Here is a 24,407-nt window from a genome sequence, read left to right as displayed (position 1 = left end):
CGAGCATGGGCGGCATGGCTACTCATGTGATCACCGGGGCCGGATCCGGCATCGGCGCGGCCGTGGCCCGCCGGCTGCACGCGCGCGGGGACGACCTCGTACTGCACGTGCGCGACGCGGGCCGCGCCAAGGAACTGGCGGCCGAGTTCCCCGGCGCCCGCACCCTGGCCGGCGACCTCGCCGACCCGGACAAGCTGTCCTGGGCGCTGTCCCACCAGACGCTCCCGGACCGGGTGGACTCCCTGCTGCACATCGCCGGGGTCGCCGACCTCGGCGGGGTCGGCGACCTCACCCCGAAGTCCTGGCGCCACCAGCTCAACGTCAACCTGGTCGCGCCCGCCGAGCTGACCCGGCTGCTGCTGCCGCAGCTGCGGGCCGCCCACGGCCAGGTGGTCTTCGTCAACTCCGGCGCCGGGCTCAGCGCGTCCGCCGGCTGGTCGGCGTACGCCGCCTCCAAGCACGGGCTGAAGGCCCTCGCCGACTCCCTGCGCCAGGAGGAGCACGCCCACGGCGTCCGCGTCACCTCCGTCTACCCCGGCCGCACCGCCAGCCCCATGCAGGCCAAGGTGCACCAGCAGGAGGGCAAGGAGTACGACCCGGCGAAGTGGATCGACCCCGAGTCCGTCGCCACGACGATCCTGATGGCCCTGGACCTGCCCAGGGACGCGGAGGTCAACGACCTGACGGTGCGCCCGGGGCGCTGACCCCGGCCGCCGGGTTCCGTAGGCTGCCCTGGTGAGCGAAAACAGCCAGTTCAGGTTTCCGGGAGCCACCGGTGTCGGCTCCCTGCCCGGCACGGACGCGCGGGAGGCCGCCAAGACCGCCACGGGCAGCTTCGGGGACTTCCCCTTCCTGCCCGAACTCCCCGCGCGCGGGCCCGGCGCCGACATGACCGGCCGCACCGCCGGGATGCTGGTCGAGCTGTACGCGCGCGTGGAGCCCAGCGGCTGGCGGCTCGGCGACCGGCCGGGCCGGGACACCCGGCGGGCCAGGTCCTGGCTGGTGCAGGACCTGGACGCCCTGGAGGAGTTCACCCAGGGCTACGAGGGCGACCTGAAGGTGCAGGCCGTCGGCCCCTGGACGCTGGCCGCCGCCCTGGAGCTGCGCAACGGCGAGGCCGTCCTGTCGGACCCCGGCGCCTGCCGGGACCTCGCCGCCTCGCTCGCCGAGGGGCTGCGGGCGCACCTGGCCGAGGTGGGGCGGCGCGTCCCGGGCGCCCGGCTCGTCCTCCAGCTCGACGAGCCCTCCCTCACCGCCGTGCTGCGCGGACAGGTCCGCACGGCGAGCGGCTACCGGACCCACCGGGCGCCGGACCGGCAGGTCGTGGAGGCGGCCCTGCGCGAGGTCTTCGGCGCGCACGCCGGCGGGCCCGTGGTCGTCCACTCCTGCGCGCCGGACGTGCCGTTCGCGCTGCTGCGGCGGTCCGGCGCGGCGGCCGTCTCCTTCGACTTCGCGCTGCTCACCGAGCGTGACGACGACGTGATCGGCGAGGCCGTCGAGGGCGGTACGCGGCTGTTCGCCGGTGTCGTGCCGGGCACGGACGGCCCGTTGTCAGACCCTGCCGGTAGCGTCATGGGTGTCAGGACGCTGTGGCGCAGGCTGGGGCTGTCTCCGGGGTTGCTCGCGGAGGCGGTCACGGTGACCCCGGCGTGCGGTCTGGCGGGGGCCTCTCCCGCCTACGCGCGCCAGGCGCTGGACCACTGCGTCCGGGCGGCGAGATCCCTCGCGGACAACCCAGAGTAACGGGAGGACGACACGGTGGCCGGCGACAAGCAGGCGGAGACGACGGCGGTGCCCGCCGAGGCCCGTGAGCAGCACGCGCAGCTGGCGGAGCAGATCGAGGAGCACCGCTTCCGGTACTACGTGAAGGACGCTCCCGTCGTCAGCGACGCGGAGTTCGACCGGCTCCTGAAGTCCCTGGAGGCCCTGGAGGAGCGGTATCCGCAGCTACGCACGCCGAACTCGCCCACCCAGAAGGTCGCGGGGGCGTACGAGACGGAGTTCACGGCGGTCGAGCACCGCCAGCGGATGCTCTCGCTCGACAACACCTTCAACGACGACGAGCTGGCCGCCTGGGCGGACCGCGTCGCCAGGGAGCTGGGCGAGCAGGCGTACCACTTCCTGTGCGAGCTGAAGGTGGACGGCCTCGCGGTCAACCTCACGTACGAGAAGGGCCGGCTCACCCGCGCGGCCACCCGCGGCGACGGCCGCACCGGTGAGGACATCACCCCGAACGTGCGCACCATCGCGGAGATCCCGGACCGCCTCGACGGCGACAAGGTGCCGGACCTGGTGGAGATCCGCGGCGAGGTGTACTTCCCGATGGAGAAGTTCCTCGAACTGAACGAACGCCTGGTCGCGGCCGGCGACAAGCCGTTCGCCAACCCGCGCAACGCCGCCGCCGGTTCGCTGCGCCAGAAGGACCCGCGGGTCACCGCCACCCGCCCGCTGCACATGGTCGTCCACGGCATCGGCGCCCTGGAGGGCTACACGGGCATGACCCGGCTCTCCCAGGCGTACGACCTGCTGAAGACCTGGGGCCTGCCCACCTCCCCGCACAACCGCGTGGTCGACGACCTGGACGGCGTACGGCGGTTCATCGCGTACTACGGCGAGAACCGTCACTCCGTGGCGCACGAGATCGACGGCGTCGTGGTCAAGCTGGACGAGATCCGCCTCCAGGGCCGGCTCGGCTCCACCGCGCGGGCGCCCCGCTGGGCGATCGCCTACAAGTACGCGCCGGAGGAGGTCAACACCAAGCTGCTCGACATCAAGGTGGGCGTCGGCCGCACCGGCCGGGTCACGCCGTACGCCCAGGTCGAGCCGGTCACCGTCGCGGGCAGCGAGGTGGAGTTCGCCACCCTGCACAACCAGGAGGTCGTCCGGGCCAAGGGCGTCCTCATCGGCGACACCGTCGTGCTGCGCAAGGCCGGTGACGTCATCCCGGAGATCCTCGGTCCGGTGGTGGACCTGCGGGACGGCGGCGAGCGGGAGTTCGTGATGCCCGGCGAGTGTCCCGAGTGCGGGACGCCGCTGCGGCCCATGAAGGAGGGCGACATCGACCTCCGCTGCCCCAACGCCCGCACCTGCCCGGCCCAGTTGCGCGAGCGGGTCGCCTATCTGGCGGGCCGCGAGTGCCTGGACATCGAGCACTTCGGCGCGGTGGCCGCCGCCGCGCTGACCCGGCCGCTGGAGCCGGCCGACCCGCCGCTGGTGGACGAGGGCGACCTGTTCGACCTGACGGTGGAGAAGCTGCTGCCCATCAAGGCGTACGTCCTCGACCCGGACAGCGGTCTGCCCAAGCGGGACCCGAAGACCGGTGAGGAGAAGGTCGTCACGGTCTTCGCCAACCAGAAGGGCGAGCCGAAGAAGAACACCCTCGCCCTGCTGGCGAACATCGAGGCGGCCAAGGACCGGCCGCTGGCCCGCTTCCTGAACGGGCTGTCCATCCGCCATGTGGGACCGGTGGCCGCGCAGGCCCTCGCCCGCGAGTTCCGCTCCGTCGACCGGATCGAACAGGCGACCGAGGAGGAGCTGGCGGCCACCGACGGCGTCGGCCCGATCATCGCGGCCGCGCTCAAGGAGTGGTTCGCCGAGGACTGGCACCGCGAGATCGTCCGCAAGTGGAAGGCCGCCGGGGTCCCGCTGGAGGACGAGGCGCCCGGCGAGGACGAGGGGCCGCGTCCGCTGGAAGGGCTCACCGTCGTCGTCACCGGCACGCTGGAGCACTTCACCCGGGACGGCGCCAAGGAGGCCCTGCAGACCCGCGGCGCGAAAGTGACCGGTTCCGTGTCCAAGAAGACCTCGTTCGTCGTGGTGGGTGACAACCCCGGATCGAAATACGACAAGGCCATGCAGTTGAAGGTTCCCGTTCTGAACGAGGAAGGTTTCGGGGTCCTGTTGGAGCAGGGACCGGAAGCGGCGGCCGAAGTCGCGCTTCCGACCGGGGAGTAGCGGTTGAAGGCCACCCGATCGGCGCATATCAGTTGCATACGGGTGGCCCGGGCGCATTCGGGCAACCGTCGGAGACCGCTGCCCGTGGAAGCCTTCCGCGGCCTACTGTTGAGGTGTGCGCCTGCCGTGCCCAGCTACGGCTGGGGCATCTCCGTGCCCTCACGAGGCCCGGGGAGGGTTTCTTCGACGCGGAGCTGCTGATGGTTGTCGGGCATCGGGCCGCGTGGCGTGGGCACCGCCGGCTGTGAGAGGGACGGGAATGAAACCGACCGAGAGCGCCGCCCCGGACACATGGCTGCGCCTGCGCCGCCGCGCGGGCGCCCGGCGCGCGAACCGGTGGACCGTACGGGCCGACGGCCGTACGGGCGTGCGGATCCGCCTCTCCGGACCGGGCGCCGCCACCGAGCCGCCCCCCGCCCCGCCGCCGTCCGCCGGCCCCGCCCTGACCGGCACCGAAGCGCACCCGTCCTGGCCGGCGCTGCCCGCGGCCGTCGTCGCCGCCGCGGGCCTCGTCCTGGCCGCCGGTTTCTACCGCGCCTACACCGGCCACCACGCCCTGTTCCCGAGCGGCACGGTCGGCTGGGCGCTCGCCCTGCTCACCGGCGTCATCGTCGGCCACCTCGTCATGCTGGGCCGCGCCCGCTGGTCGGGCGGCACCGGCTCGGGCGCCGCCCTCACCCTCGCCGTCCTGCTGCTGTACGGCTGGGTGCCCGCCGGCCTGGTCAGCCTCACCGTCGTCGTGCTGGTCGGCATCGCCCGCCGGCACCGCTGGCGGCAGGGCGTGCTGCACGGCGCGGTGGACGTCCTCGGCATCGGCGTCGGCGCCCTGCTGCTCGGCGCGTGCGGCCCGGTCCCCACCGTCGAGGAGCCCTGGCGGCCCGCCGGCTGGAGCGTCACCACGGTCCCCGAGGTCGTCCTGGCCGCGGTCGCCTACCTGGCCGTCAGCCGCGGCCTGCTGTGGTACCTGCACGCGCCGCGCGGACGCGGCGCCCTGCCCACGGTCACCCGCACCGCCCTGGTCAGGCAGGGCCTGGTGGCCGTCGCGCTGCTCGGCATCGCGCCGCTGCTGTGCGTCGTCGCCGACGCCCAGCCGGTCCTGCTGCCGCTCTTCGCCATCCCGCTGATCGCCCTGGACTCCACGCTGTGGATGGCGCGCGCCCGCGCCGAGGAGCAGTTGCGCGACCCGCTGACCGGGCTGCCCAACCGGCAGTGGCTGCTGGAGCGCATCTGGACCGCCCTGGACGACGCCGACCGCATCGGCGCGCGCGCCGCGCTCATGCTGATCGACCTCGACCGCTTCCGGTCGGTGAACGACACGCTCGGTCATCTGGCCGGCGACCGGCTGCTGCTCCAGATCGCCGACCGGCTCCGGCTCGCCCTGCCGCGCGGCGCCGAGGCCGCCCGGCTCGGCGGTGACGAGTTCGCCGTCTTACTCCCCGTCGCCGACTCCACCACGTCGGCCACCCGCGTCGCCCGCGGCCTCGTCACCGCCCTCAGCTCCCCGCTCGACCTGGACGGGCTCACCCTCGTGTTGGAGGCCAGCGCCGGCGTCGCCGTCTTCCCCGACCACGCGCTCGACGCCGAGGGCCTGCTGCGCCGCGCCGACGTCGCGATGTACCAGGCGAAACGGGACCGCACGGGCGTCGAGGTGTACGAGTCCAAGCGCGACTCCAACACCCCCGACCGCCTCGGCCTGCTGGGCGACCTGCGCCGCGCGCTGGACGCGCAGGAGGTCGAGCTGCACTACCAGCCCAAGGTCCGCTTCGACGGGCAGGTCGCCGGCCTGGAGGCGCTGGTCCGCTGGGTGCACCCGGAGCGCGGCAAGGTGCCGCCGGACGAGTTCATAGCGATAGCCGAGTCCTCCGGCCTGATGCCCCACCTCACCGAGTACGTGCTGGAGACCGCGCTCGGCCAGGTCGCCCGGTGGCGCGCGCAGGGCCTTCGGGTCCCGGTCGCCGTGAACGTCTCCCCGCGCGACGTCCACACGCCCGGCTTCGCCGGCTCCGTCGCCGCCCGGCTGGCCCGGCACGGCGTCCCGGCCGGGGCGCTCCAGTTGGAGATCACCGAACACGTGCTGCTGGAGGACCCGCAGCGGGCCGCCGACACCCTCGCCGGGCTCACCGCCCACGGCGTCAAGATGTCCCTGGACGACTTCGGCACCGGGTACTCCTCCCTGGTGCACCTGCGGCGGCTGCCGGTCAGCGAGCTGAAGATCGACCGCTCGTTCGTGGCCCGGCTCGCCGTCGACACCGAGGACGCCGAGATCGTGCGCTGCACGGTGGACCTCGCCCACTCGCTGGGCCTGCTGGTCGTCGCCGAGGGCGTGGAGGACGACGAGACCTGGGAGCGGCTGCGCGACCTCGGGTGCGACGCGGTGCAGGGCTGGCTGGTCGCCGCGGCGATGCCGCCGGAGGAGGCGACCGCGTGGCTGCTGGCGCGCGGCTCCCGCGGCTGGCAGCGCCCGCCCGCCGCGCTCCCGGCCGCCGACTAGCCGCCCGGCCCACGCGGACCACCGGCCCGCGTGATCCACTGGCCCGCGTGGCTCACCGGACCACCGGCCCGCGCGGACCACCGGTTACACCAGCTCCGATGGGGGCCCCGAGCCCCGCAAGTTCCACGGAAAGAAGCGCCATGTCCCTGTTCGTGCCCAGGTTCGACGACACCGTGCTGGTCCGGGACGCCGGGGCCGAGGTCGTCGGCGACGCCCCCGTCGCCGTACGGCTGCTGGCCGACAGCAGCGCCGCCGGCGGCGCGCTGTCCACCGTGCGGGTCACGCTCGCCGAGGGCGCCGACGGCGCCCGCCCGCATGTCCACCACCGCTCGGCGGAGATGTTCTACCTGCTCGACGGCGAGGCCGAGGTGCTGTCCGGCGACGACGTCGTCACCGCCGCGCGCGGCGACCTGATCATCGTCCCGCCGGACCGCCCGCACGCCTTCGCCGCCGCTCCCGGCAGCACCGCCGACCTGCTCGTCGTCATCGCCCCGGGCGTGGAGCGCTTCGATTACTTCCGCCACCTCCAGCGCGTCCGCCTGGGCGAGGCCACCCGGGAGAGCCTGCTGGAGGTCCAGGAGCTGTACGACAATCACTTCCTGAAGAGCGAGTCGTGGGACGGCCGGCACCGCTGAGGTCCGCCCCCGCGGCAAACCGTTTCACGGGCACGGGGCCCGGCCCCATAGGATTGAGCCCAAACCACACACTCTCACCCCAGAGGATCGCTGCATGCCTGGCATCACGCGCGAGGAGGTCGCCCACCTCGCCCGGCTGGCGCGTCTGGAGCTGAAGCCCGAAGAACTCGACCACTTCGCCGGCCAGCTGGACGACATCATCGGCGCGGTAGCCCGCGTCAGCGAGGTCGCCGACCAAGACGTACCGCCGACCTCGCACCCGCTCCCGCTGACGAACGTCATGCGGGCGGACGAGGTCCGTCCCTCGCTCACCCCCGAGCAGGCGCTCTCCGGCGCCCCCGCCCAGGAGCAGCAGCGTTTCAAGGTGCCGCAGATCCTGGGGGAGGAGTGACCATCATGACGGACACCATCATCAAGCTCACGGCCGCGCAGACCGCCGAGAAGATCGCCTCCGGCGAGCTGACGGCCGTCGAGGTCACCGAGGCCCACCTCGCCCGCATCGAGGCCGTGGACGAGAAGGTCCACGCCTTCCTGCACGTCGACCGCGAGGGCGCCCTCGCCCAGGCCCGTGCCGTGGACGAGAAGCGGGCGCGCGGCGAGAAGCTGGGCCCGCTGGCCGGCGTCCCGCTCGCGCTGAAGGACATCTTCACCACCGAGGGCGTGCCCACGACCGTCGGCTCGAAGATCCTCGAAGGCTGGATCCCGCCGTACGACGCGACGGTCACGCGGAAGCTCAAGGCCGCCGACGTCGTCATCCTCGGCAAGACCAACATGGACGAGTTCGCCATGGGCTCCTCCACCGAGAACAGCGCCTACGGCCCGACCGGCAACCCCTGGGACCTCACCAGGATCCCCGGCGGTTCCGGCGGCGGTTCCTCCGCCGCGCTCGCCGCCTACGAGGCCCCGCTCGCCATCGGCACCGACACCGGCGGCTCCATCCGCCAGCCGGCCGCCGTCACCGGCACGGTCGGCGTGAAGCCGACGTACGGAGCGGTGTCCCGGTACGGCATGGTCGCCTTCTCCTCCTCCCTCGACCAGGGCGGCCCCTGCGCCCGTACGGTCCTGGACGCGGCCCTGCTGCACGAGGTGATCGCCGGCCACGACCCGCTGGACTCCACGTCCATCGACGCCCCGGTCCCGCCGGTCGTCGAGGCCGCACGCAACGGCTCGGTCGAGGGCATGCGCGTCGGCGTGGTCAAGCAGTTCCGCGGCGAGGGCTACCAGGCCGGCGTCATCCAGCGCTTCGACGAGTCGGTGGCGCTGCTGAAGGAGCTGGGCGCCGAGATCGTCGAGCTGGACTGCCCGTCCTTCGACCTCGCCCTGTCGGCGTACTACCTGATCGCGCCGTCCGAGTGCTCCTCCAACCTCGCCCGCTTCGACGGCCTGCGCTACGGCCGGCGGACCGGCGACGACGGCAGCCACTCGGCCGAGGAGGTCACCTCCCTGACCCGCGAGGCCGGCTTCGGCCCCGAGGTCAAGCGCCGCATCATGCTCGGCACGTACGCCCTGTCGAGCGGGTACTACGACGCGTACTACGGCTCCGCGCAGAAGGTCCGCACGCTGATCAAGCAGGACTTCGACCGGGCCTTCGAGCAGGTCGACGTGATCGTCTCCCCGACGACGCCGACCACCGCCTTCCCGATCGGCGAGCGCGCCGACGACCCGATGGCGATGTACCTGGCGGACCTGTGCACCATCCCGACCAACCTGGCGGGCAACGCGGCCATGTCCCTGCCCTGCGGCCTCGCGCCGGAGGACAACCTCCCGGTGGGCCTCCAGATCATCGCCCCGGTGATGAAGGACGAGCGCCTCTACCGGGTGGGGGCCGCCGTCGAGGCCGCCTTCGTGGAAAAGTGGGGTCACCCGCTGCTGGAGGAGGCTCCGTCGCTGTGAGCAAGCTGTCGAAGGCCAAGGACTTCAAGAAGTCGAAGTCCGGTACGTACCTGTCCATGGCCACCACTGCCTTCGGCGCCGTGAGCGTCGTCAAGCAGATCAAGAAGGCCCGCCTGGAGAACGACACGCTGCGGCTGATCGACGCCACCGTGTCCGCCGCCGCCATCGTCACCGGCCTCGCCATCCTCTACCGCGAGCTGAAGCGGCTGGGCGACGACGACGTCCTGCTGGGCTGAGAGGGAAGTTTTCACCGTGACCACCACGACCGACCTGGTGTCGTACGAGGACGCCCTGGCGGCGTACGACCCCGTCATGGGCCTTGAGGTCCATGTCGAACTCGGCACCGCGACCAAGATGTTCTGCGGCTGTTCGACCTCGCTCGGCGCCGACCCGAACACCCAGACCTGCCCGGTCTGCCTCGGCCTGCCCGGCGCGCTCCCGGTCGTCAACGCGACCGGCGTCGAGTCGGCGATCAAGATCGGTCTCGCGCTGAACTGCGAGATCGCCGAGTGGTGCCGCTTCGCCCGGAAGAACTACTTCTATCCGGACATGCCGAAGAACTTCCAGACCTCCCAGTACGACGAGCCGATCGCCTTCGACGGCTACCTCGACGTGCAGCTGGAGGACGGCGAGACCTTCCGCGTGGAGATCGAGCGCGCCCACATGGAGGAGGACACCGGCAAGTCGACGCACGTCGGCGGCGCCACGGGCCGTATCCACGGCGCGTCCCACTCCCTGCTGGACTACAACCGCGCCGGCATCCCGCTGATCGAGATCGTCACCAAGCCGATCGTGGGCGCCGGCGAGCGCGCCCCCGAGGTGGCGAAGGCGTACGTCCGCGAGCTGCGCGAGGTCATCCGGGCCCTCGGCGTGTCCGAGGCCCGCATGGAGATGGGCCAGATGCGCTGCGACGTCAACCTCTCGCTGATGCCCAAGGGCAGCGAGAAGTTCGGCACCCGGAGCGAGACGAAGAACGTCAACTCGCTGCGTTCGGTGGAGCGGGCGGCCCGCTACGAGATCATGCGCCACGCGGCCGTGCTCTCCTCCGGCGGCACGATCATCCAGGAGACCCGCCACTTCCACGAGGACACCGGGTCCACGACCTCGGGCCGCGTGAAGGAGGAGGCCGAGGACTACCGGTACTTCCCGGAGCCCGACCTGGTGCCGGTCGCGCCCTCGCGCGAGTGGGTCGAGGAGATCCGCGCGGCCCTGCCCGAGCCGCCGCTGGCCCGCCGTACCCGGCTGCTGGCCGACTGGGGCATCTCGGCCACGGACATGCAGGCCATCCTCAACGCCGGCGCGCTGGACCCGATCGTCGCCACGATCGACGCCGGCGCCGACGCGGCCTCCGCCCGCAAGTGGTGGATGGGCGAGCTGGCGCGCAGCGCCAACGAGTCCGGCAAGGCCCTGGACGAGCTGCCGATCACCCCGCAGCAGGTGGCCCGGGTCACCGAGCTGGTCGCCAAGGGCGACCTGAACGACAAGCTGGCCCGCCAGGTCATCGAGGGCGTCCTCGCGGGCGAGGGCACCCCGGACGAGGTGGTCGACAAGCGCGGCCTGAAGGTCGTCTCCGACGAGGGCGCGCTGACCGCCGCCGTCGAGGAGGCCATCGCCGGCAACCCGGCCATCGCGGACAAGATCCGCGGCGGCAAGGTGGCCGCGGCCGGCGCCCTGGTCGGCGCGGTCATGAAGGCCACCCGCGGCCAGGCCGACGCGGCCCGCGTCAAGGAGCTGATCCTCGCCCAATTGGGCGTCGACGAAGGCTGACGAGTCAAGGCGTACGGCCCCGGAAGGCACGTCCTTCCGGGGCCGTACGGCTATGCCCGGCGGCCCACCACCCGGGCGAAGCCCAGCGTGCGTCCCCGGTCCGCGCGGAGCATCTCCACGGACCGGCCCGCCATGCGGACGTGCAGGTCGCTCGGGCTCTCGTCGGCGACCACCTCGCTCCACAGCAGCCAGTCGCGCCAGCCGTCCTCCAGCCAGTCGGCCGTCTCGACCGCCACGGCACCGCTGCGGGTCCAGTGGCGCCGCCACCAGCCGGTGGAGTGGAAGCACCAGAAGGCGGGCTCCCACCAGGGCTTCAGATGCTCGGGCGGCTCGCTGCCCGGCAGTTCCTCGCGCAGCGCGGGGACGACGACTCCGATCCGGCCGCCCGGTTTCAGCAGCCGGGTCAGCGTGGGCAGGTAGAGGTCGTCGGTGCCGAAGTACTGGTAGGCGTCGACGGACACGATCGCGTCGAAGGAGCCCTCGGCGAACGGCAGGTCGTGCGCCTCGGCGGACACCGGCAGCACCCGGTCGGCCACCCCGGCCTCCGCGAGGCGTACGGCGTTCTCGTCGGGCGTGATCCACAGGTCGGCCGCGACGACCTGGACGCCGTACTCCCGGGCCAGGAAGACGGAGGTCATCGCCCGTCCGCAGCCGAGGTCGAGCACGCGCGCGTCCGGTGGCAGGTCCTCCAGGCCCAGCGCGGGGGCGAGCCACTCCAACTGCCACAACGCGTGCGGGCCCATCTGGTTCTCGACGGCCCAGCGGGCGTCGTAGCCGTTGCTGCGGGGGTAGCGGGGATGGGTGACGCGCTGGGTGAGCGCGTCGGATGCGGTCGGTGTGTCGGTCACAAGCACCCATGCCTAGCAGCCGGGAACACCGCCCCGCACCCGGTTTTCCCGCCCGGAAGGCCGCGGGGTCGTACGCGCCGGAGTCCGCGGCGGCCGGGCGCCGCCGGCGGAAGTGGTGATCACCCGTACCTTTGCTCTGCCGCCGGGCCCCGGCGGACGGACCGAGGGAAGGACGAGCGGCACGATGTACGCGATATCACTGGGTGCGGACGGCGCCGAACTGCGGCCCCTGGAGGTCTGGCACGCCGGCGAGCTGCTGGCCAACATCGACCGGGGACGGGAGTTCATCGGGCGGCACGTCGGCCTGGCCGATGTGGTCGGCGATCTCGACGGCGCCCGCGCCTGGCTGAGGTCGTACGCCGACAAGCGCGCCGCCGACGCCGGCGGCCTGCACGGGATCTGGCTGGACGGGCAGTTGGCCGGCGGGCTGCTGTTCCGTGTCTGGGACACCCCGAGCGGGGTGTGCGAGGCCGGCTGCTGGCTGGAGCCGGCCGCGGCCGGCCGCGGGCTGGTCACCCGCGGTATGCGGCTGCTGTGCGACTGGGCCTTCGAGGAGCGCGGCATGCACCGGGTGGAGTGGCACGTGTCCTCCGCCAACGAGCCGAGCATCAACGTGGCCCGGCGGCTCGGCATGACCCGCGAGGGCGTGCTGCGCGAGAACTACCCGCACCGGGGCGTGCGCACCAGCACCGAGATCTGGGCGCTGCTGGCACCCGAGTGGCGTGCGGCACGCGCGCGTGCCGCACGTTAAGGGACCTCTCAGAGAGCGTCCGTACGGTGCCGGACATGGCAACGAAGACAGCGGGAGACGCGGCGGCCGGTTCCGGGACCGGCGCCGGGACGCGCGAGGACGACGAGACGACACCGACGACCGCCACCGGGGACGGCGCCGACGAAACCACGACCGCCACCGGGGACGGCGCCGACGAAACCACCCGGGCCGCCAGGGACGCCGGGGCCGATGAGTCGACGCGGGCCGGCGAGGACGGCGCCGCCGATGGGGCCGATGGGGCCGATGGGGCCGATGTGTCCGGTGGGGACGCCGGGGCGCCGGATGCCGGGGCCGAGGCGTCCTCCGGGGTCGGGCTGGGCGCGGGTGCCGTCGTCTCCGCCGCGCTGGGCCTGGTCTCGCTCAGCGGCAGTTGGATCGGCACCGTCGCCGCCGCCCGCGAGCAGCTCGTCGGCCAGCTTCGGACCTCCACCAGCGCGAGCGTCGGCACGCAGCTCAAGGAGGTCTACGGCGACTCCTGGCACGCCACCGCCCTGTGGGCCGGCCTGTTCGCCCTGGCCGCGCTGGTCACCGGCGTGGTCGTGCTGGTCCGGCCCGCGTTCGGCGCGCCCGGCCGGCCGCGGCCGGCCTGGATCAGGTCGGTCGCCTGGGCGGGCGTCAGCCTCGGCGTCGTCGGTCTGCTGCTGGCCGTGCTGAAGTACTCCGACGCGCTCCTGGGCCTGCCCTCCGCCGCCTGAGGTGCCTTAGGGCGTCCGCGCGCGCCGCACCGGCCGGTAAGGCCCCACTTACGCGCGGATGCCGGACGGCGGCGGCGGGAAGATGCGGAACCCTCCCGATGCGGCACACCCCTGGTGAAGACGAAAGTGGAGTCGTCGCGGAACGCGGCGCACACCCACCGAATCTCCCGGAGGAACCGCCATGTACAGCCTGGAACTGCACCAACTCCGCTCCGCCGAGCTGCGCCGCGAGGCTCAGCGCGAGCGCCTGGCCCGCGAGGCCGTCCGCTCCCGCCGCGCCGCGCGCCGCGAGCGAACCGGCGACGGTGCCCCGGCCGCCGAGTCGCATACCGCCGGCCCCCGCCGGCACGGCCGGCCCCGCACCGCGTGACGGCAGGGGCACGGAGCGGCCGGACGGGGGTCGGCCGCTCGGAGCCCGAGGGCCGTACGGCTTCCCGGCGGAGCCGTACGGCCCTTCCGCCGTCCCCGTCCGCCGCCGCGCCTTCGCCGGTGCCGTCGCCCGGGGCCGGACACGGCGGGACGAATCGGCCGAGCACCGGTACGACCATCACACCGGGGCTGTGGAAAACCAGTGCCGGGCCCTCCCGGCCTCGTGCGATGCTCGGGCCCGTGGAGAACAGGTCTGTCAGTCCCGTGTTCGTCGGCCGCGCCGCCGAGTTGGCCGTGCTGAGCGACGCGCTCGGCCGCGCCGGCGCCGCCGAGCCGCAGGCGCTGCTGCTCGGCGGCGAGGCGGGCGTGGGCAAGACCCGCCTCGTGGAGGAGTTCGCCACGGCCGCCGCCGGCCGCGGAGCCGTCGTCGCCGTCGGCGGCTGTGTGGAGATCGGCGCCGACGGACTGCCGTTCGCGCCCTTCTCCGCCGCGCTGCGCGCCCTGCGCGACGCGCTGCCCGCGGAATTCGCCGCCGCCGCGGCCGGCCAGGAGGAGGAACTGGCCCGGCTGCTGCCCGACCTCGGCGAGGCCCCGGCCGGCCGCCACGACGAACAGGGCATGGCCCGCCTGTTCGAACTCACCGCCCGGCTGCTGGAGCGGGTCGCCGCCGCCCACACCGTCGTCCTCGTCCTGGAGGACCTGCACTGGGCCGACGCCTCCACCCGCCACCTGCTCGCCTACCTGTTCCGCACGCTGCGCGCCGGCCGGCTGCTGGTGCTGGCGAGCTACCGCTCCGACGACATCCACCGCCGCCACCCGCTGCGCCCCCTGCTCGCCGAACTGGACCGGCTGCGCACCGTCCGCCGCATCGAACTCGACCGCTTCACCCGTGAGGAGGCCGGCCGCCAGATCGCCGGCATCCTCGCCGCCGAACCCGACCCCGCCCGGGTCGACGAGATCTACGCCCGCTCCGACGGCAACGCCTTCTTCATCGAGGAACTCGCCGTCGCCGACTGCCAGGGCAACTGCACCGGCCTCACCGACTCCCTGCGCGACGTGCTCCTCGTCCGGGTCGAGGCACTGCCCGAGAGCGCCCAGCGGGTCGCCCGGATCGTCGCCGAGGGCGGCTCCACGGTGGAGTACCGGCTGATCGCCGCCGTGGCCGAACTGGCCGAGGACGACCTCATCGAGGCGCTGCGGGCCGCGGTCGGCGCCAACATCCTCACCGTCACCCGGGCTGGCGACGGCTACCGCTTCCGGCACTCCCTGGTCCGCGAGGCCGTCGCCGACGACCTGCTGCCCGGCGAGCGCTCCCGGCTCAACCGGCGCTACGCGGAGGCACTGGAGGCCGAACCCACGCTCGTCCCGGCCGACGCCCGGGTGATGCGCCTGGCCACCTACTGGTACCACGCCCACGATCCGGCCAAGGCCCTGCCCGCCGTCCTGGCCGCCGCCGTCGTCGCCCGCCGCCGGCACGCCTACACCGAGCAACTGGGCCTGCTGGAGCGGGCGATGGAGCTGTGGGACAGCGCCCCGCGCGAGGTGCGCGCCGCCCTGCGCCCGGTGGACTACGCGGAGGTCTATCCACCGTGCGGCTGTGACCCGGCCACCACCCCGCTGCGCTTCCTCGACCTGATGGCCGAGGCGGCGGTGGCGGGCCGCTTCGGCGGGGAACGCGAACGCGCCCTGAAGATCACCAAGCGGGCCCTGCGCCTGCTGGAGGAGGACCCGGACCCGCTGCGGGCCGCCTGGTTCTGGGTGCAGCGCTCCCGGCTGGTCCAGGCCCAGGCCCGCGGCGACGGCTGGCAGGAACTGGCCACCGCCCAGGAGCTGGTGCGCGGCCTGCCGCCGTCCGAGGTGCACGCCGAGGTGCTGGCGGTCGCCGCCAACTGGTCGATGCAGCACCGGCCCGGTCCCGAGGCCCTCGCCGCCGCCGAGCGGGCCGTGGAGTACGCCCGCATGGTGGGCGCCCGCGAGACCGAACTGCACGCCCTGCTCACCCTGGGCGGCCTGACCGTGGAGGCCGGCGACCCGGAGGCCGGGCTCACGCAGATGCGGCAGGTCCTGCGGGACACCCTGGACGAGGGCGTGCACCCGGTGGCGGGCCGCGCCTATGTGAATCTGCCGTCCGCGCTGCGCGGCGTCGGCCGGGACCGGGAGGCCGTCCCGCTGCTGCGCGAGGGCATCGAGTTCTGCCGCCGGTACGGCCTGCTGGACTCCGGGGCCTGGGCCTGGGGCAACCTCTCCGACGCGCTGGACGCGCTCGGCCGGTGGGACGAGGCCGCCGAGGCCGCCACGCACGCGGCCCAGGTCGGGCACAGCGCCAAGCCCCGGGCCGCCGGCGCCCTGCGCCTGGCCCATCTCGCCCTGGCCCGCGGCGACCTCGCCGAGGCCGGCCGGCAGCTCGCCGCCGCCCGCGCCTGGTACGGCACCCATGACCCGAGACCCCAGCAGTCCCTGCCGCTGGTCCGCATCACCCTCGGGGTCGCCGCCGCCGAGGGCAGGATCGCCGACGCCCGCGCGGCGCTGCTCCCGGCCCTGGACGCCGGGTTCCCGCCCGGCACCCACCGCCACGGCTGGCCGCTGCTGCTGGCCGCCGCCACCGCCGAGGCCGACGCCCGCACCCTGCCCGCCGCCCTGCCCGGCCGCACCGAGATGCTCGACCGGGTCTCGGCGGCCGTGCGGACCCTCACCGCCGACGTGCCCCTGTGGGAGGGCTACAGCGCGTGGACCCGGGCCGAACTGCTCCGCGCGGCGGGCCGGGACACGGCCGGGACCTGGGCCCCGGTCGTCGCCGCCTTCGAGTGCCTGGACCGGCCCTACGACCTGGCCCGGGTCCGGCACCGGCTGGCCGCGGCGCTGCTGGCCGGGGGGTGCGAGGAGGAGCGCGACCGCGCGGTGGAACTGCTCCGGCTGGCCGCGGCGGTCGCCGCCCAGTTGGGGGCCCGCCCGCTCGCCGACGCCGCCGCCCAGCTCGCCCAGCGCGCCCGGCTGCCGCTGGGCCGCGGCTCCCGGCGGGCGCCGGCCGCCGACCCGGCCGCGGCGTTCGGCCTGACCAGCCGGGAGCGGGACGTCCTCGGCCTGGTCGCGGCCGGCCGCACCAACCGCCAGATAGCCGAGGAGCTGTTCATCTCGCCGAAGACCGCGAGCGTCCACGTCTCCAACATCCTGAGCAAGCTGGGCGTCTCGGGCCGGGGCGAGGCGGCGGCGGTGGCGCACCGGCTCGGCCTGTTCGTGGCCGGGACGCTCGCTGCCGAAACGCCCGGCTGAGACCTACGCTGGAGGAAACCGGCAGGAGGGGGAGCCGTGTTCAACGCCTTCGAGGACCTGTTCGCGCCCGGCCGCAAGCACACGCGGGACGAGCAGAACCGGCTGGAACTGACCCGTGAGGACGTCGGCGACACCGACCCGGGCCACGGCCCCATCGACCTCACCTCGGGCAAGGCGGTAATACGCCTACCGGACGCGAACCCGGACGCGAATCCGGTCCCGGACCCGGACCTGGCCCCGGACGCGGTCCCGGACGCGGACCTGGCCCTGGCCCCGGACCCGAACCCGGACGCGGTCCCGGAAGCGGACGCGGACGCGGCGGAGAGGGAGACGGCGCCGTAGCGGTCCCCGGCCGTCGGCGCGCGGGCACGGGACCGCGGCGCCGAGCGCCGACCCTCCGGACGCCGACCCGGAGGCGGATGCGGACGGAGAGGGAGACGGCGCCGTAGCGACTTCCGGCCGTCGGCGCGCGGGCGCGGGCCCGCCGCGCCGGGCGGATCGCGCCCGACCCGGATCTCCGGGCCTGGCCGTGCAGACGCCCGGGTCCCGGGCACGGCCGTGCAGGCGTCGGGTCCCGGGCACGGCCCTGCCGGGCGGTCCGCGCCCGGCCCGGCCCTCCGGGCACGGCCGCGCAAGGCGCCGGGTCCCGGGCCCGGTCCTGCCGAACCGTCCCGGTCAGCGCACCTGGACTTCCAGCAGTCGGTCGTCGCCCTCGTGTGGGGTGCCTCGGCCGTCTGTGTTGCTGGTGATCAGCCAGAGTCGGTCGCCGGCCGCCGGGGCCACCGTGCGCAGCCGGCCGTAGTCGCCGGTGAGGAACGCCTGCGGGGTGGCGGCGGCCGCCGTGCCGTTCAGCGGGACGCGCCACAGGCGTTCGCCCTTCAGAGCGGCCATCCAGATCACGCCGTTCACGAAGGCGATCCCGCTGGGGGAGGCGTCGTCGGTGTGCCACTGGGCCAGCGGATCGTGGAAGCGGGTGCCGCCGGACCGGCCCTCGGCCTCGGGCCAGCCGTAGTCGTCGCCCGGCTTGATCGCGTTCAGCTCGTCCCAGGTGTCCTGCCCGAACTCCGAGGCGAACAACCGCTGCCGGCCGTCCCAGGCCAGGCCCTGGACGTTGCGGTGGCCGGTGGAGTAGACGACGGAGCCGGGGAACGGGTTGCCGGGCGCCGGTTCGCCCTCCGGGGTCATGCGCAGGATCTTGCCGCCCAGCGACGCGCGGTCCTGCGCCAGGCCCCGCCGGCCGCTCTCCCCGGTGCCCGCGTACAGCATGCCGTCCGGACCGAACGCGATCCGGCCGCCGTTGTGGATGGTGCCCTTGGGAATGCCCTTGAACACGGTGTCGGGAGCGTCCAGTTGGTCACCGGCCGGCCGGCGCTCGTCGTAGCGCATCCGGACGATGCGGTTGTCGGAGGCGGAGGTGAAGTAGGCGTAGATCATGTGGTCCGAGGCGTAGCCGGGGGAGAGGGCGATGCCCAGCAGTCCGCCCTCACCGGCCGGCGCGACCCCGGGGACCGTGCCCAGCTCGGTCTTCCGGCCGGTCTTCGCGTCGATCCGGGTGACGGTGCCCTCGTCCCGGGAGGAGACCAGCAGGTCGCCGCCGGGCAGCGGAGCCAGCCCCCAGGGAGTCTTCAGCCCCTCGGCCACCGTGCGCAGCACTCGCGCCGAGCCCTTGGCCGGAGGAGCCGGCGCGGACGGCGCGGACGGCGCGGTCCCCGCCGAGGAGGCGCCGCCCGGCGCCGTGGCGGCAGGTGCCCGGCCCGGCCCGCCCCCCGCGCCCGAGGAGCAGCCCGCCGTCAGCAGCAGGGCGGTCGCGGCCAGCACGGCCGGAGCGGTTCGGCGTCGCACGATCAGAGTCCCTTCGAGGCGGCGGCCCACGGCGGGCGCTTCGCCCTCATCCTCCGCCCCCGCCGCCGCGTCCCGCCTCCCCGGCGGCCGACGGCCCGAAACCGCCGACGGCCCGAAACCTCAGTCCCACGAACCCTGCGCCGCCGGCAGCCGCGCCACCTCCGCCAGGTCCCGCGCGGTCAGCCGCAGCCCGGCGGCCGCCGCGTTCTCCGCGGCCCAGCGCTCCCGCTTGGTGCCCGGCAGCGCGATCACATGACGGCCCTGCGCCAGCACCCAGGCCAGCGCCACCTGGGCCGGGGTGACCTGCTCGCCGTGGCGGCGGGCGACGCGCCTCAGGCCCGCGACGATCGGCTGGTTGGCCGCCATCATCTCGGCGGTGAACCGCGGGTGCCGGGCGCGCACGTCGTCCCGCTCGAAGCCCTCGCCCGGCGTCAGCGTGCCGGTCAGGAAGCCGTTGCCGAGCGGCATCGCCGCGAGGAAACCGACCCCGCGCGCCTCGCACCACGGCAGCAGCGCCCCCAGCGCCTCCGGGGACCACACCGACAGCTCCGCCTGCACCGCGCTCACCGGGAACACCTGCTGCACCCGCTGCAACTGGCGCAGCGTCGCGTCGTGCGGCCCGCCGCCCGAGCGGCGCCCGCCGCGCGCCCCCAGCGCGCACAGGCCCAGCGCCCGCACCTTGCCGGCCCGCACCAGATCGGCCATCGCGCCCCAGGTCTCCTCGACGGGCACCTCGGGGTCGGCGCGGTGCAACTGGTACAGGTCGATCACGTCCGTCTGGAGCCGGCGCAGCGAGGCGTCGCAGGCCCGCCGCACATAGCCGGGGCGGCCGTTGGCCACGACGTGCTGCTCGCCCACCAGCAGCCCCACCTTCGTGGACACGAAGGCGTCCCGCCGGCGTTCCCTGAGCACCCGGCCCAGCAGCAGCTCGTTGGTGAACGGGCCGTACATGTCCGCGGTGTCGAGCAGGTCGCAGCCGAGGTCCAGCGCCCGGTGCACGGTTCTGACGGACTCCTCGCCCCGCCGCCGCGATCCGCTGTACGCCCAGCTCATCGGCATGCATCCGAGTCCGACGGCCCCCACCGCGAGTCCCCCCGCGCCGATCGTCCTGCGCTCCACCTGCTCGTGAACCTCCCTCTGCCCGGCCCCCAACCTAACCTCTGCGCCCGCGCACGCCTGACATAGCCTCCTGGCATGAGCGCAGACGTCTGGCTTCCCTTGCCGCCCGAGGAGATCGAGGGGCTGCCCGCCGGGCCCCGCTATCTGTTCTGGGACGGAGGTGACCACGGCGACCAGCCGTTTCCCGGCGACCCGGCGGAGTGCGCCGTCTATGTGGTGCCGTACATGAAGCGGCTGTCGGTCCGGGTGGGGCCGCTGGCGCACCTGACCGGCGTCCGGGTCGTCCAGACGCTCACCGCCGGCGTCGACGACATCACCGAGCGGCTCTCCGCGCTCCCGCCGGGCGTACGGCTGTGCAACGCGCGGGGCGTGCACGAGACGAGCACGGCCGAGCTGGCGCTCACCCTGACCCTCGCCGCGCTGCGCGGTGTCCCGGGCTTCGTCCGCGCCCAGCAGCGGGAACGCTGGGAGAGCGCCTTCCGTCCGTCCCTCGCCGACCGCAACGTCCTGATCGTCGGCTACGGCTCCATCGGTGCCGCCATCGAGGACCGGCTCGCGCCCTTCGAGGTCGCGCGGGTGGCGCGCGTCGCACGCTCCCGGCGCACGACGGCGCGCGGTCCCGTGCACCCGATCACCGATGTGCTCTCACTGCTTCCGGACGCGGACGTCGTGATCCTCTGCACCCCGCTCACGGAGGCCACGAAGGGCCTCGTCGACGCGGAGTTCCTGGCCAGGATGCGGGACGGCGCGCTCCTGGTGAACGTCGCGCGCGGTCCCGTCGTCGACACCGGCGCCCTCCTCGCCGAGCTGGAGCGCGGCCGGATCCTGGCGGCCCTGGACGTGACCGATCCCGAGCCGCTGCCCGCCGGCCACCCGCTGTGGCAGGCGCCCGGCGTGCTGATCACCCCTCATGTCGGCGGCCCCTCCTCGGCCTTCCTGCCACGCGCCAAGCGGCTGATCGCGGACCAGTTGACCCGCTATGTGAACCGCGAGCCGCTGCGGAACGTGATCCTCACCACCGGGTCCGACGCGGCGGGAGCAAACGGGCGGTAGCCCGCTTCCGGCACCCTCCGCGACCTTTCGGACGCGGCCTGTACCCGCATACCCGCTGGTCGTCACGGAGCGTAGAGACGCTATGTCCCTGAGTGACGATCCTGGTGTATCGTCCCCGACAGGGGCTGCGCCGCTGACCGTTCGGCGCTGGGGATGGACATTTCGTATTCGTGAGGGGGGCGACGGGCGATGCACGGCCTATGGACGAACGATCCGACGCGGCGGAGCCGCCGACGGCGACCCTGGCGCACGGCCACGCGCAGGCGCGGCCGGTACACCAGCCAGCACCAGCGCAGGACCGGCGGGCGTCGCCGGCACGCGTATCCGGCGCAGCGGGACCGCCGGGACCCGGGAGCGGCACGCACCGGGAGGCCCCGGTGAGCGCTTCGACCTCGATGACGACCACCCTCGACGACGCGGTGCGCGCGCCGCACCCGCACGACGAGGCACCGCCGCCCCGCCGGCCGGCCGCCGGTGAGAACCGGCGCCTGGCGGAGCAGCTCGCGCTGGCCGTGGTCTGCGCGGCCTACGCCGCCGGCGCCGCGTTCGGCTGGGGCACGGAGCAGGTCGCGGACGCCATGGGCGACTTCGGCCTGAGCGCGGCGGCGGCCACCGCCGCCGTCTCCTGCTTCCTGTACGCCCGCGGCACGCGCGTCCGCTTCCGCTCCGCCTGGCTGCTGTTCGCCCTGTCGGCGGCGATGACGGCCCTCGGCAACGCGGTCTGGGGGTGGTACGAGGTGGTCCTGGACGCCGACGTGCCCAGCCCCAGCTACGCCGACCTGTTCTTCCTGTGCTTCGCGCCGCCCGCCATCGTCGGCCTGCTGGTCCTCGCCAAGCGGCCGGTGAGCAGAGCGGGCTGGATCTGCCTCGCGCTGGACGCCTGGCTGATCGGCGGCTCGCTGCTCACCCTGTCGTGGAGCCTCGCGCTCGCCCAGGCGGCCCGGATCGACGGGTCGAGCGTGGCCCACGCCGCGCTGTCGCTGGCGTACCCGCTGCTCGACATCGCGCTGGTCAGCATGGTCCTCGCGCTGCACTTCCGGCGGGCTCCGGGCAACCGCACGGCGGTGAACACCGCGATCGGCGCGCTCGCGCTGACCGTGATGTGCGACGCCCTGTTCACCTCGCCGCTGCTGCACAGCAGCTACCGCTCCGGCCGGCTGCTGGACGCGGGCTGGTTCGCCGGTTCGCTGCTGCTCGCCTACGCCCCCTGGGCCGCGCCCCGCCGGCAGGGCGCGCCCCGGACCCGCGCGGCCGAGCGGCACACACGCGTGGTCCACGAACACGTACCGGGTCAGCGGGGCCCGGACCGGCACGGCACCGACCGGTACAGCCCGGACCGGCATGGCACCGACCGGCACGGCCCGGACCGGCACGCCCCAGGCCAAAGGCACACCGGCCAGGGCTACACCGGCCAAGGGAACACCAGCCAGGGCTACGGCCACGGGCACAACGGCCAAGGGGACAACGGCCACGGGCACACCGGCCGGTGGCATACGGCCCGGCAGAGCGCCGCCGGCCGGTGGCACGCCGCCCACCAGCCCGTGTCCCCGCTGCCCGGACCGGGCGGCGAGCCCGGCCGGTATCCGGCGGACCGGCCGCTCACCGGCTCCCTCGCCGCCCTCACGCCGTACCTGGCTGCGGCGGTGTGCACCCTCGGCATCCTGTACAACGTCCTCAACGGCCGCAGGCCGGACCACGTCGTGCTGATCACCGCGGGCGCCGTGGTGCTGGCGCTCGTGATCCGGCAGGGGATCATGCTGCTGGACAACATCACCCTCACCCAGGAGCTGGCGCAGAAGGAGAACCACTTCCGCTCCCTGGTGCAGGGCTCCAGCGACGTCATCATGATCGCCGCGCCGAACGGCATCCTCCGGTACGTCTCGCCGGCCGCCGCCGGGGTGTACGGCCGGCCCGCCGAGGAACTGGTGGGCAGCGAACTGGCCGGGCTGATCCACCCGGAGGACCTGGGCTGCGTGGTGCACGAGGTGCGCCGCTTCCTCGCCGCGAACCCGCTGGAGGAGCCCACCACGCGCATCGAGTGCCGCTTCCGCTCCGGCGACGGCGGCTGGCTCAACGTGGAGTCGACCGTCAACCGCCACCAGGGCGGGCTGATCTTCAACAGCCGGGACGTCACCGAACGGGTGCGTCTCCAGGCGCAGTTGCAGCACAACGCCGAGCACGACCCGCTGACCGACCTGCCCAACCGGGCGCTGTTCACCCGGCGGGTGCAGCAGGCCCTGTCCGGCCGCCGGGCCACCGACCGGGGCGCCGTACTGCACGGCACGGCGGTGCTCTTCATCGACCTCGACGGCTTCAAGGCGGTCAACGACACGATCGGCCACCAGGCCGGGGACGAACTGCTCATCCAGGCCGCCCGCAGGCTCCAGGACGCGGTCCGCCAGGGCGACACCGCCTCCCGGCTGGGCGGCGACGAGTTCGCGGCCCTGATCGTCGGGGACGGCTCCCGGGACCGAGCGGCCCGGGAGCGGAACATCCTGGAGCTGGCCGACCGCCTCCGGGTGACCCTCTCCCAGCCGTACGCCATCGACGGCAACGATGTCCGGGTCAACGCCTCCATCGGCGTCGCCTTCGCCGAACCGGGCCTCGGCGCGGGCGAGCTGCTGCGCAACGCCGACCTGGCGATGTACCGCGCGAAGTCGGCCGGAAAGGGCCGGGTCGAGCTGTACAAGCCGCAGATGCAGCAGGACGTCGTGCGCAAGGCGGAGCTGGCCACCCGGCTGCGCGCCGCGCTGCACGACGGCGAGTTCACCCTGCTGCACCAGCCGGTGGTGTCGCTGGCCGGCGGCCGGATCACCTCGGTGAGCGCCCAGGCGCGCTGGCGCTCCTCCCAGGGAGTGCTGTTCACCCCGGCCGAGTTCCTGCGGGTGGCCGAGGACGGCGACAAGACCGCCGAGCTGGACCGCTGGACCCTCCAGGAGGCCGTGGCGCAGGCGGCCGAGCGGGCCGCGGCCGGCGTCGCCGTCCCGGTGGCGGTCCGGGTGGGTGCCCGGCGGCTGCTGGACCGCTCCTCGCCGCTGGCCTCGGTGGAGGCGCTGCTGACCCGGCACGGGCTGCCGCCCGGGGCGCTGATCGTCGAGCTGTCCGACACCGATCCCCGGGTCCCGCTGGAGGAGCTGGAGCGGCGGCTGAACGCGCTGAGCCGGCTCGGCGTGCGGATCGCCCTGGACGGCTTCGGCAGCGGCTACGCGGCCATCACGGCGCTGCGGCGGCTGCCCGTGGACATCCTCAAGCTGGACCGCGGTCTGGTCGAGGGCGTGGTGGAGTCGGCGCGGCTGTACAAGATCACCAGTGGTCTGCTGCGGATCGCCGGCGATCTGGGCCTGCAGTCGGTGGCCGAGGGCGTCGACCTGCCCGAGCAGGTGGTCGCGCTGCGGGCCATGGGCTGCACCCACGGGCAGGGCATGGCGTTCGCCGGTCCGCTGGACGAGTACCGGCTGCGCCGGGCGCTGGGATCCGGCCACTATCCGGTGCCGCACGCCCCGGCCGAACCCGCGTTCGCGGGCAGTGCGCGAGAGCCGCAGGGGGTGTACACCGGAAGTGTGCCCGCCGTGTTCGGAGGTGGAGGTGGCCTTCGCTCACATGCTGAGACGCCCGTCCCACCCACTTGACACGTGGTGCGTGCCGGGGGGAGGGTCAGTGCCATGCGCACCCGAATTCTCGTACTTGGACAGCGCGTCG

General features: G+C 74.2%; 19 protein-coding genes. 16 read left to right on the top strand and 3 right to left on the bottom strand.

Annotated features, from left to right (window positions below; translation table 11 throughout):
- Positions 1–14: 14 nt before the first annotated feature.
- From ACZ4SV_RS00255 to gatB, 9 genes are all read left to right on the top strand, one after another.
- Positions 15–704, top strand: a complete 690-nt coding sequence (locus ACZ4SV_RS00255; RefSeq protein WP_397942992.1) for an SDR family oxidoreductase — start codon at positions 15–17, stop codon at positions 702–704.
- Between the two features lie 31 nt (positions 705–735).
- Positions 736–1,743, top strand: coding sequence for a methionine synthase (locus ACZ4SV_RS00250; RefSeq protein ID WP_468000288.1), 1,008 nt, complete (start codon positions 736–738; stop codon positions 1,741–1,743).
- A gap of 15 nt (positions 1,744–1,758) precedes the next feature.
- Entirely contained in the window at positions 1,759–3,954 is a 2,196-nt protein-coding gene (gene ligA / locus ACZ4SV_RS00245) for an NAD-dependent DNA ligase LigA (protein ID WP_468000286.1), read from the top strand.
- A 259-nt stretch (positions 3,955–4,213) separates the two neighbouring features.
- A complete protein-coding gene (locus tag ACZ4SV_RS00240) occupies positions 4,214–6,445 on the top strand; it encodes a putative bifunctional diguanylate cyclase/phosphodiesterase (RefSeq protein ID WP_468000284.1) in 2,232 nt (743 codons plus the stop codon).
- Positions 6,446–6,585: 140 nt separating this feature from the next.
- Positions 6,586–7,080, top strand: a complete 495-nt coding sequence (locus ACZ4SV_RS00235; RefSeq protein ID WP_397942998.1) for a cupin domain-containing protein — start codon at positions 6,586–6,588, stop codon at positions 7,078–7,080.
- Positions 7,081–7,174: 94 nt separating this feature from the next.
- The gene (gene gatC, locus ACZ4SV_RS00230; protein WP_006130840.1) at positions 7,175–7,471 is read left to right on the top strand and encodes an Asp-tRNA(Asn)/Glu-tRNA(Gln) amidotransferase subunit GatC; all 297 of its coding nucleotides are present in this window, start codon (positions 7,175–7,177) and stop codon (positions 7,469–7,471) included.
- Between the two features lie 5 nt (positions 7,472–7,476).
- Positions 7,477–8,973, top strand: coding sequence for an Asp-tRNA(Asn)/Glu-tRNA(Gln) amidotransferase subunit GatA (gene gatA, locus ACZ4SV_RS00225; RefSeq protein ID WP_365941844.1), 1,497 nt, complete (start codon positions 7,477–7,479; stop codon positions 8,971–8,973).
- Positions 8,970–9,209, top strand: coding sequence for a hypothetical protein (locus ACZ4SV_RS00220; protein ID WP_365883766.1), 240 nt, complete (start codon positions 8,970–8,972; stop codon positions 9,207–9,209). The genes gatA and ACZ4SV_RS00220 overlap by 4 nt, the downstream gene beginning before the upstream one ends.
- A gap of 16 nt (positions 9,210–9,225) precedes the next feature.
- Positions 9,226–10,740 (top strand): Asp-tRNA(Asn)/Glu-tRNA(Gln) amidotransferase subunit GatB, encoded by a 1,515-nt coding sequence (gene gatB / locus ACZ4SV_RS00215; RefSeq protein WP_468000280.1) that lies wholly within the window; start codon positions 9,226–9,228, stop codon positions 10,738–10,740.
- Between the two features lie 50 nt (positions 10,741–10,790).
- On the opposite strand, the gene ACZ4SV_RS00210 is transcribed toward gatB, so the two are convergent.
- Complete coding sequence (locus tag ACZ4SV_RS00210; RefSeq protein ID WP_397943001.1) at positions 10,791–11,588, bottom strand: SAM-dependent methyltransferase; 798 nt, start codon at positions 11,586–11,588, stop codon at positions 10,791–10,793.
- 184 nt (positions 11,589–11,772) lie between these two features.
- Here ACZ4SV_RS00210 and ACZ4SV_RS00205 point away from each other — a divergent pair, with 184 nt between their 5' ends.
- From ACZ4SV_RS00205 to ACZ4SV_RS00185, 5 genes are all read left to right on the top strand, one after another.
- Complete coding sequence (locus tag ACZ4SV_RS00205; RefSeq protein WP_468000278.1) at positions 11,773–12,339, top strand: GNAT family N-acetyltransferase; 567 nt, start codon at positions 11,773–11,775, stop codon at positions 12,337–12,339.
- Between the two features lie 35 nt (positions 12,340–12,374).
- Complete coding sequence (locus tag ACZ4SV_RS00200) at positions 12,375–13,055, top strand: hypothetical protein (RefSeq protein WP_468000276.1); 681 nt, start codon at positions 12,375–12,377, stop codon at positions 13,053–13,055.
- Positions 13,056–13,236: 181 nt separating this feature from the next.
- Positions 13,237–13,425: a hypothetical protein gene (locus ACZ4SV_RS00195; RefSeq protein WP_468000274.1), complete on the top strand. Its 189-nt coding sequence runs from the start codon at positions 13,237–13,239 to the stop codon at positions 13,423–13,425.
- Positions 13,426–13,652: 227 nt separating this feature from the next.
- Positions 13,653–16,694 (top strand): helix-turn-helix transcriptional regulator, encoded by a 3,042-nt coding sequence (locus tag ACZ4SV_RS00190; RefSeq protein WP_468000272.1) that lies wholly within the window; start codon positions 13,653–13,655, stop codon positions 16,692–16,694.
- A gap of 36 nt (positions 16,695–16,730) precedes the next feature.
- Positions 16,731–17,036 carry a DUF6191 domain-containing protein gene (locus tag ACZ4SV_RS00185; RefSeq protein ID WP_468000270.1) on the top strand — a complete coding sequence of 102 codons (306 nt, stop codon included), beginning with the start codon at positions 16,731–16,733 and terminating at the stop codon, positions 17,034–17,036.
- A 333-nt stretch (positions 17,037–17,369) separates the two neighbouring features.
- On the opposite strand, the gene ACZ4SV_RS00180 is transcribed toward ACZ4SV_RS00185, so the two are convergent.
- Both ACZ4SV_RS00180 and ACZ4SV_RS00175 read right to left on the bottom strand, forming a co-directional pair.
- A complete protein-coding gene (locus ACZ4SV_RS00180; protein WP_468001265.1) occupies positions 17,370–18,542 on the bottom strand; it encodes a PQQ-dependent sugar dehydrogenase in 1,173 nt (390 codons plus the stop codon).
- Positions 18,543–18,656: 114 nt separating this feature from the next.
- The gene (locus tag ACZ4SV_RS00175) at positions 18,657–19,655 is read right to left on the bottom strand and encodes an aldo/keto reductase (RefSeq protein ID WP_398215683.1); all 999 of its coding nucleotides are present in this window, start codon (positions 19,653–19,655) and stop codon (positions 18,657–18,659) included.
- A 75-nt stretch (positions 19,656–19,730) separates the two neighbouring features.
- On the opposite strand from ACZ4SV_RS00175, the gene ACZ4SV_RS00170 reads away from it, so the two are divergent.
- Positions 19,731–20,708 carry a 2-hydroxyacid dehydrogenase gene (locus ACZ4SV_RS00170; protein ID WP_468000267.1) on the top strand — a complete coding sequence of 326 codons (978 nt, stop codon included), beginning with the start codon at positions 19,731–19,733 and terminating at the stop codon, positions 20,706–20,708.
- A 377-nt stretch (positions 20,709–21,085) separates the two neighbouring features.
- On the top strand, positions 21,086–24,337 hold the full coding sequence (locus ACZ4SV_RS00165; protein ID WP_468000265.1) for a putative bifunctional diguanylate cyclase/phosphodiesterase: 3,252 nt from the start codon (positions 21,086–21,088) through the stop codon (positions 24,335–24,337).
- Positions 24,338–24,407: the final 70 nt, after the last annotated feature.

The sequence above is a fragment of the Streptomyces sp. NPDC027672 genome, assembly GCF_055566335.1.
The sequence above is the reverse complement of the archived record's forward strand: the minus strand, read 5'-3'. Positions and strand labels throughout refer to the sequence as shown.

Bases quoted from the DNA above. Each gene is read 5' to 3' on its own strand.
- gatA (WP_365941844.1), top strand. From the start codon at position 7,477: ATGACGGACACCATCATCAAGCTCACGGCCGCGCAGACCGCCGAGAAG.
- ACZ4SV_RS00190 (WP_468000272.1), top strand. From the start codon at position 13,653: ATGCTCGGGCCCGTGGAGAACAGGTCTGTCAGTCCCGTGTTCGTCGGC.
- gatC (WP_006130840.1), top strand. From the start codon at position 7,175: ATGCCTGGCATCACGCGCGAGGAGGTCGCCCACCTCGCCCGGCTGGCG.
- ACZ4SV_RS00240 (WP_468000284.1), top strand. From the start codon at position 4,214: ATGAAACCGACCGAGAGCGCCGCCCCGGACACATGGCTGCGCCTGCGC.
- ACZ4SV_RS00200 (WP_468000276.1), top strand. From the start codon at position 12,375: ATGGCAACGAAGACAGCGGGAGACGCGGCGGCCGGTTCCGGGACCGGC.
- ACZ4SV_RS00195 (WP_468000274.1), top strand. From the start codon at position 13,237: ATGTACAGCCTGGAACTGCACCAACTCCGCTCCGCCGAGCTGCGCCGC.
- ACZ4SV_RS00255 (WP_397942992.1), top strand. From the start codon at position 15: ATGGCTACTCATGTGATCACCGGGGCCGGATCCGGCATCGGCGCGGCC.
- ACZ4SV_RS00170 (WP_468000267.1), top strand. From the start codon at position 19,731: ATGAGCGCAGACGTCTGGCTTCCCTTGCCGCCCGAGGAGATCGAGGGG.
- ACZ4SV_RS00205 (WP_468000278.1), top strand. From the start codon at position 11,773: ATGTACGCGATATCACTGGGTGCGGACGGCGCCGAACTGCGGCCCCTG.
- ACZ4SV_RS00235 (WP_397942998.1), top strand. From the start codon at position 6,586: ATGTCCCTGTTCGTGCCCAGGTTCGACGACACCGTGCTGGTCCGGGAC.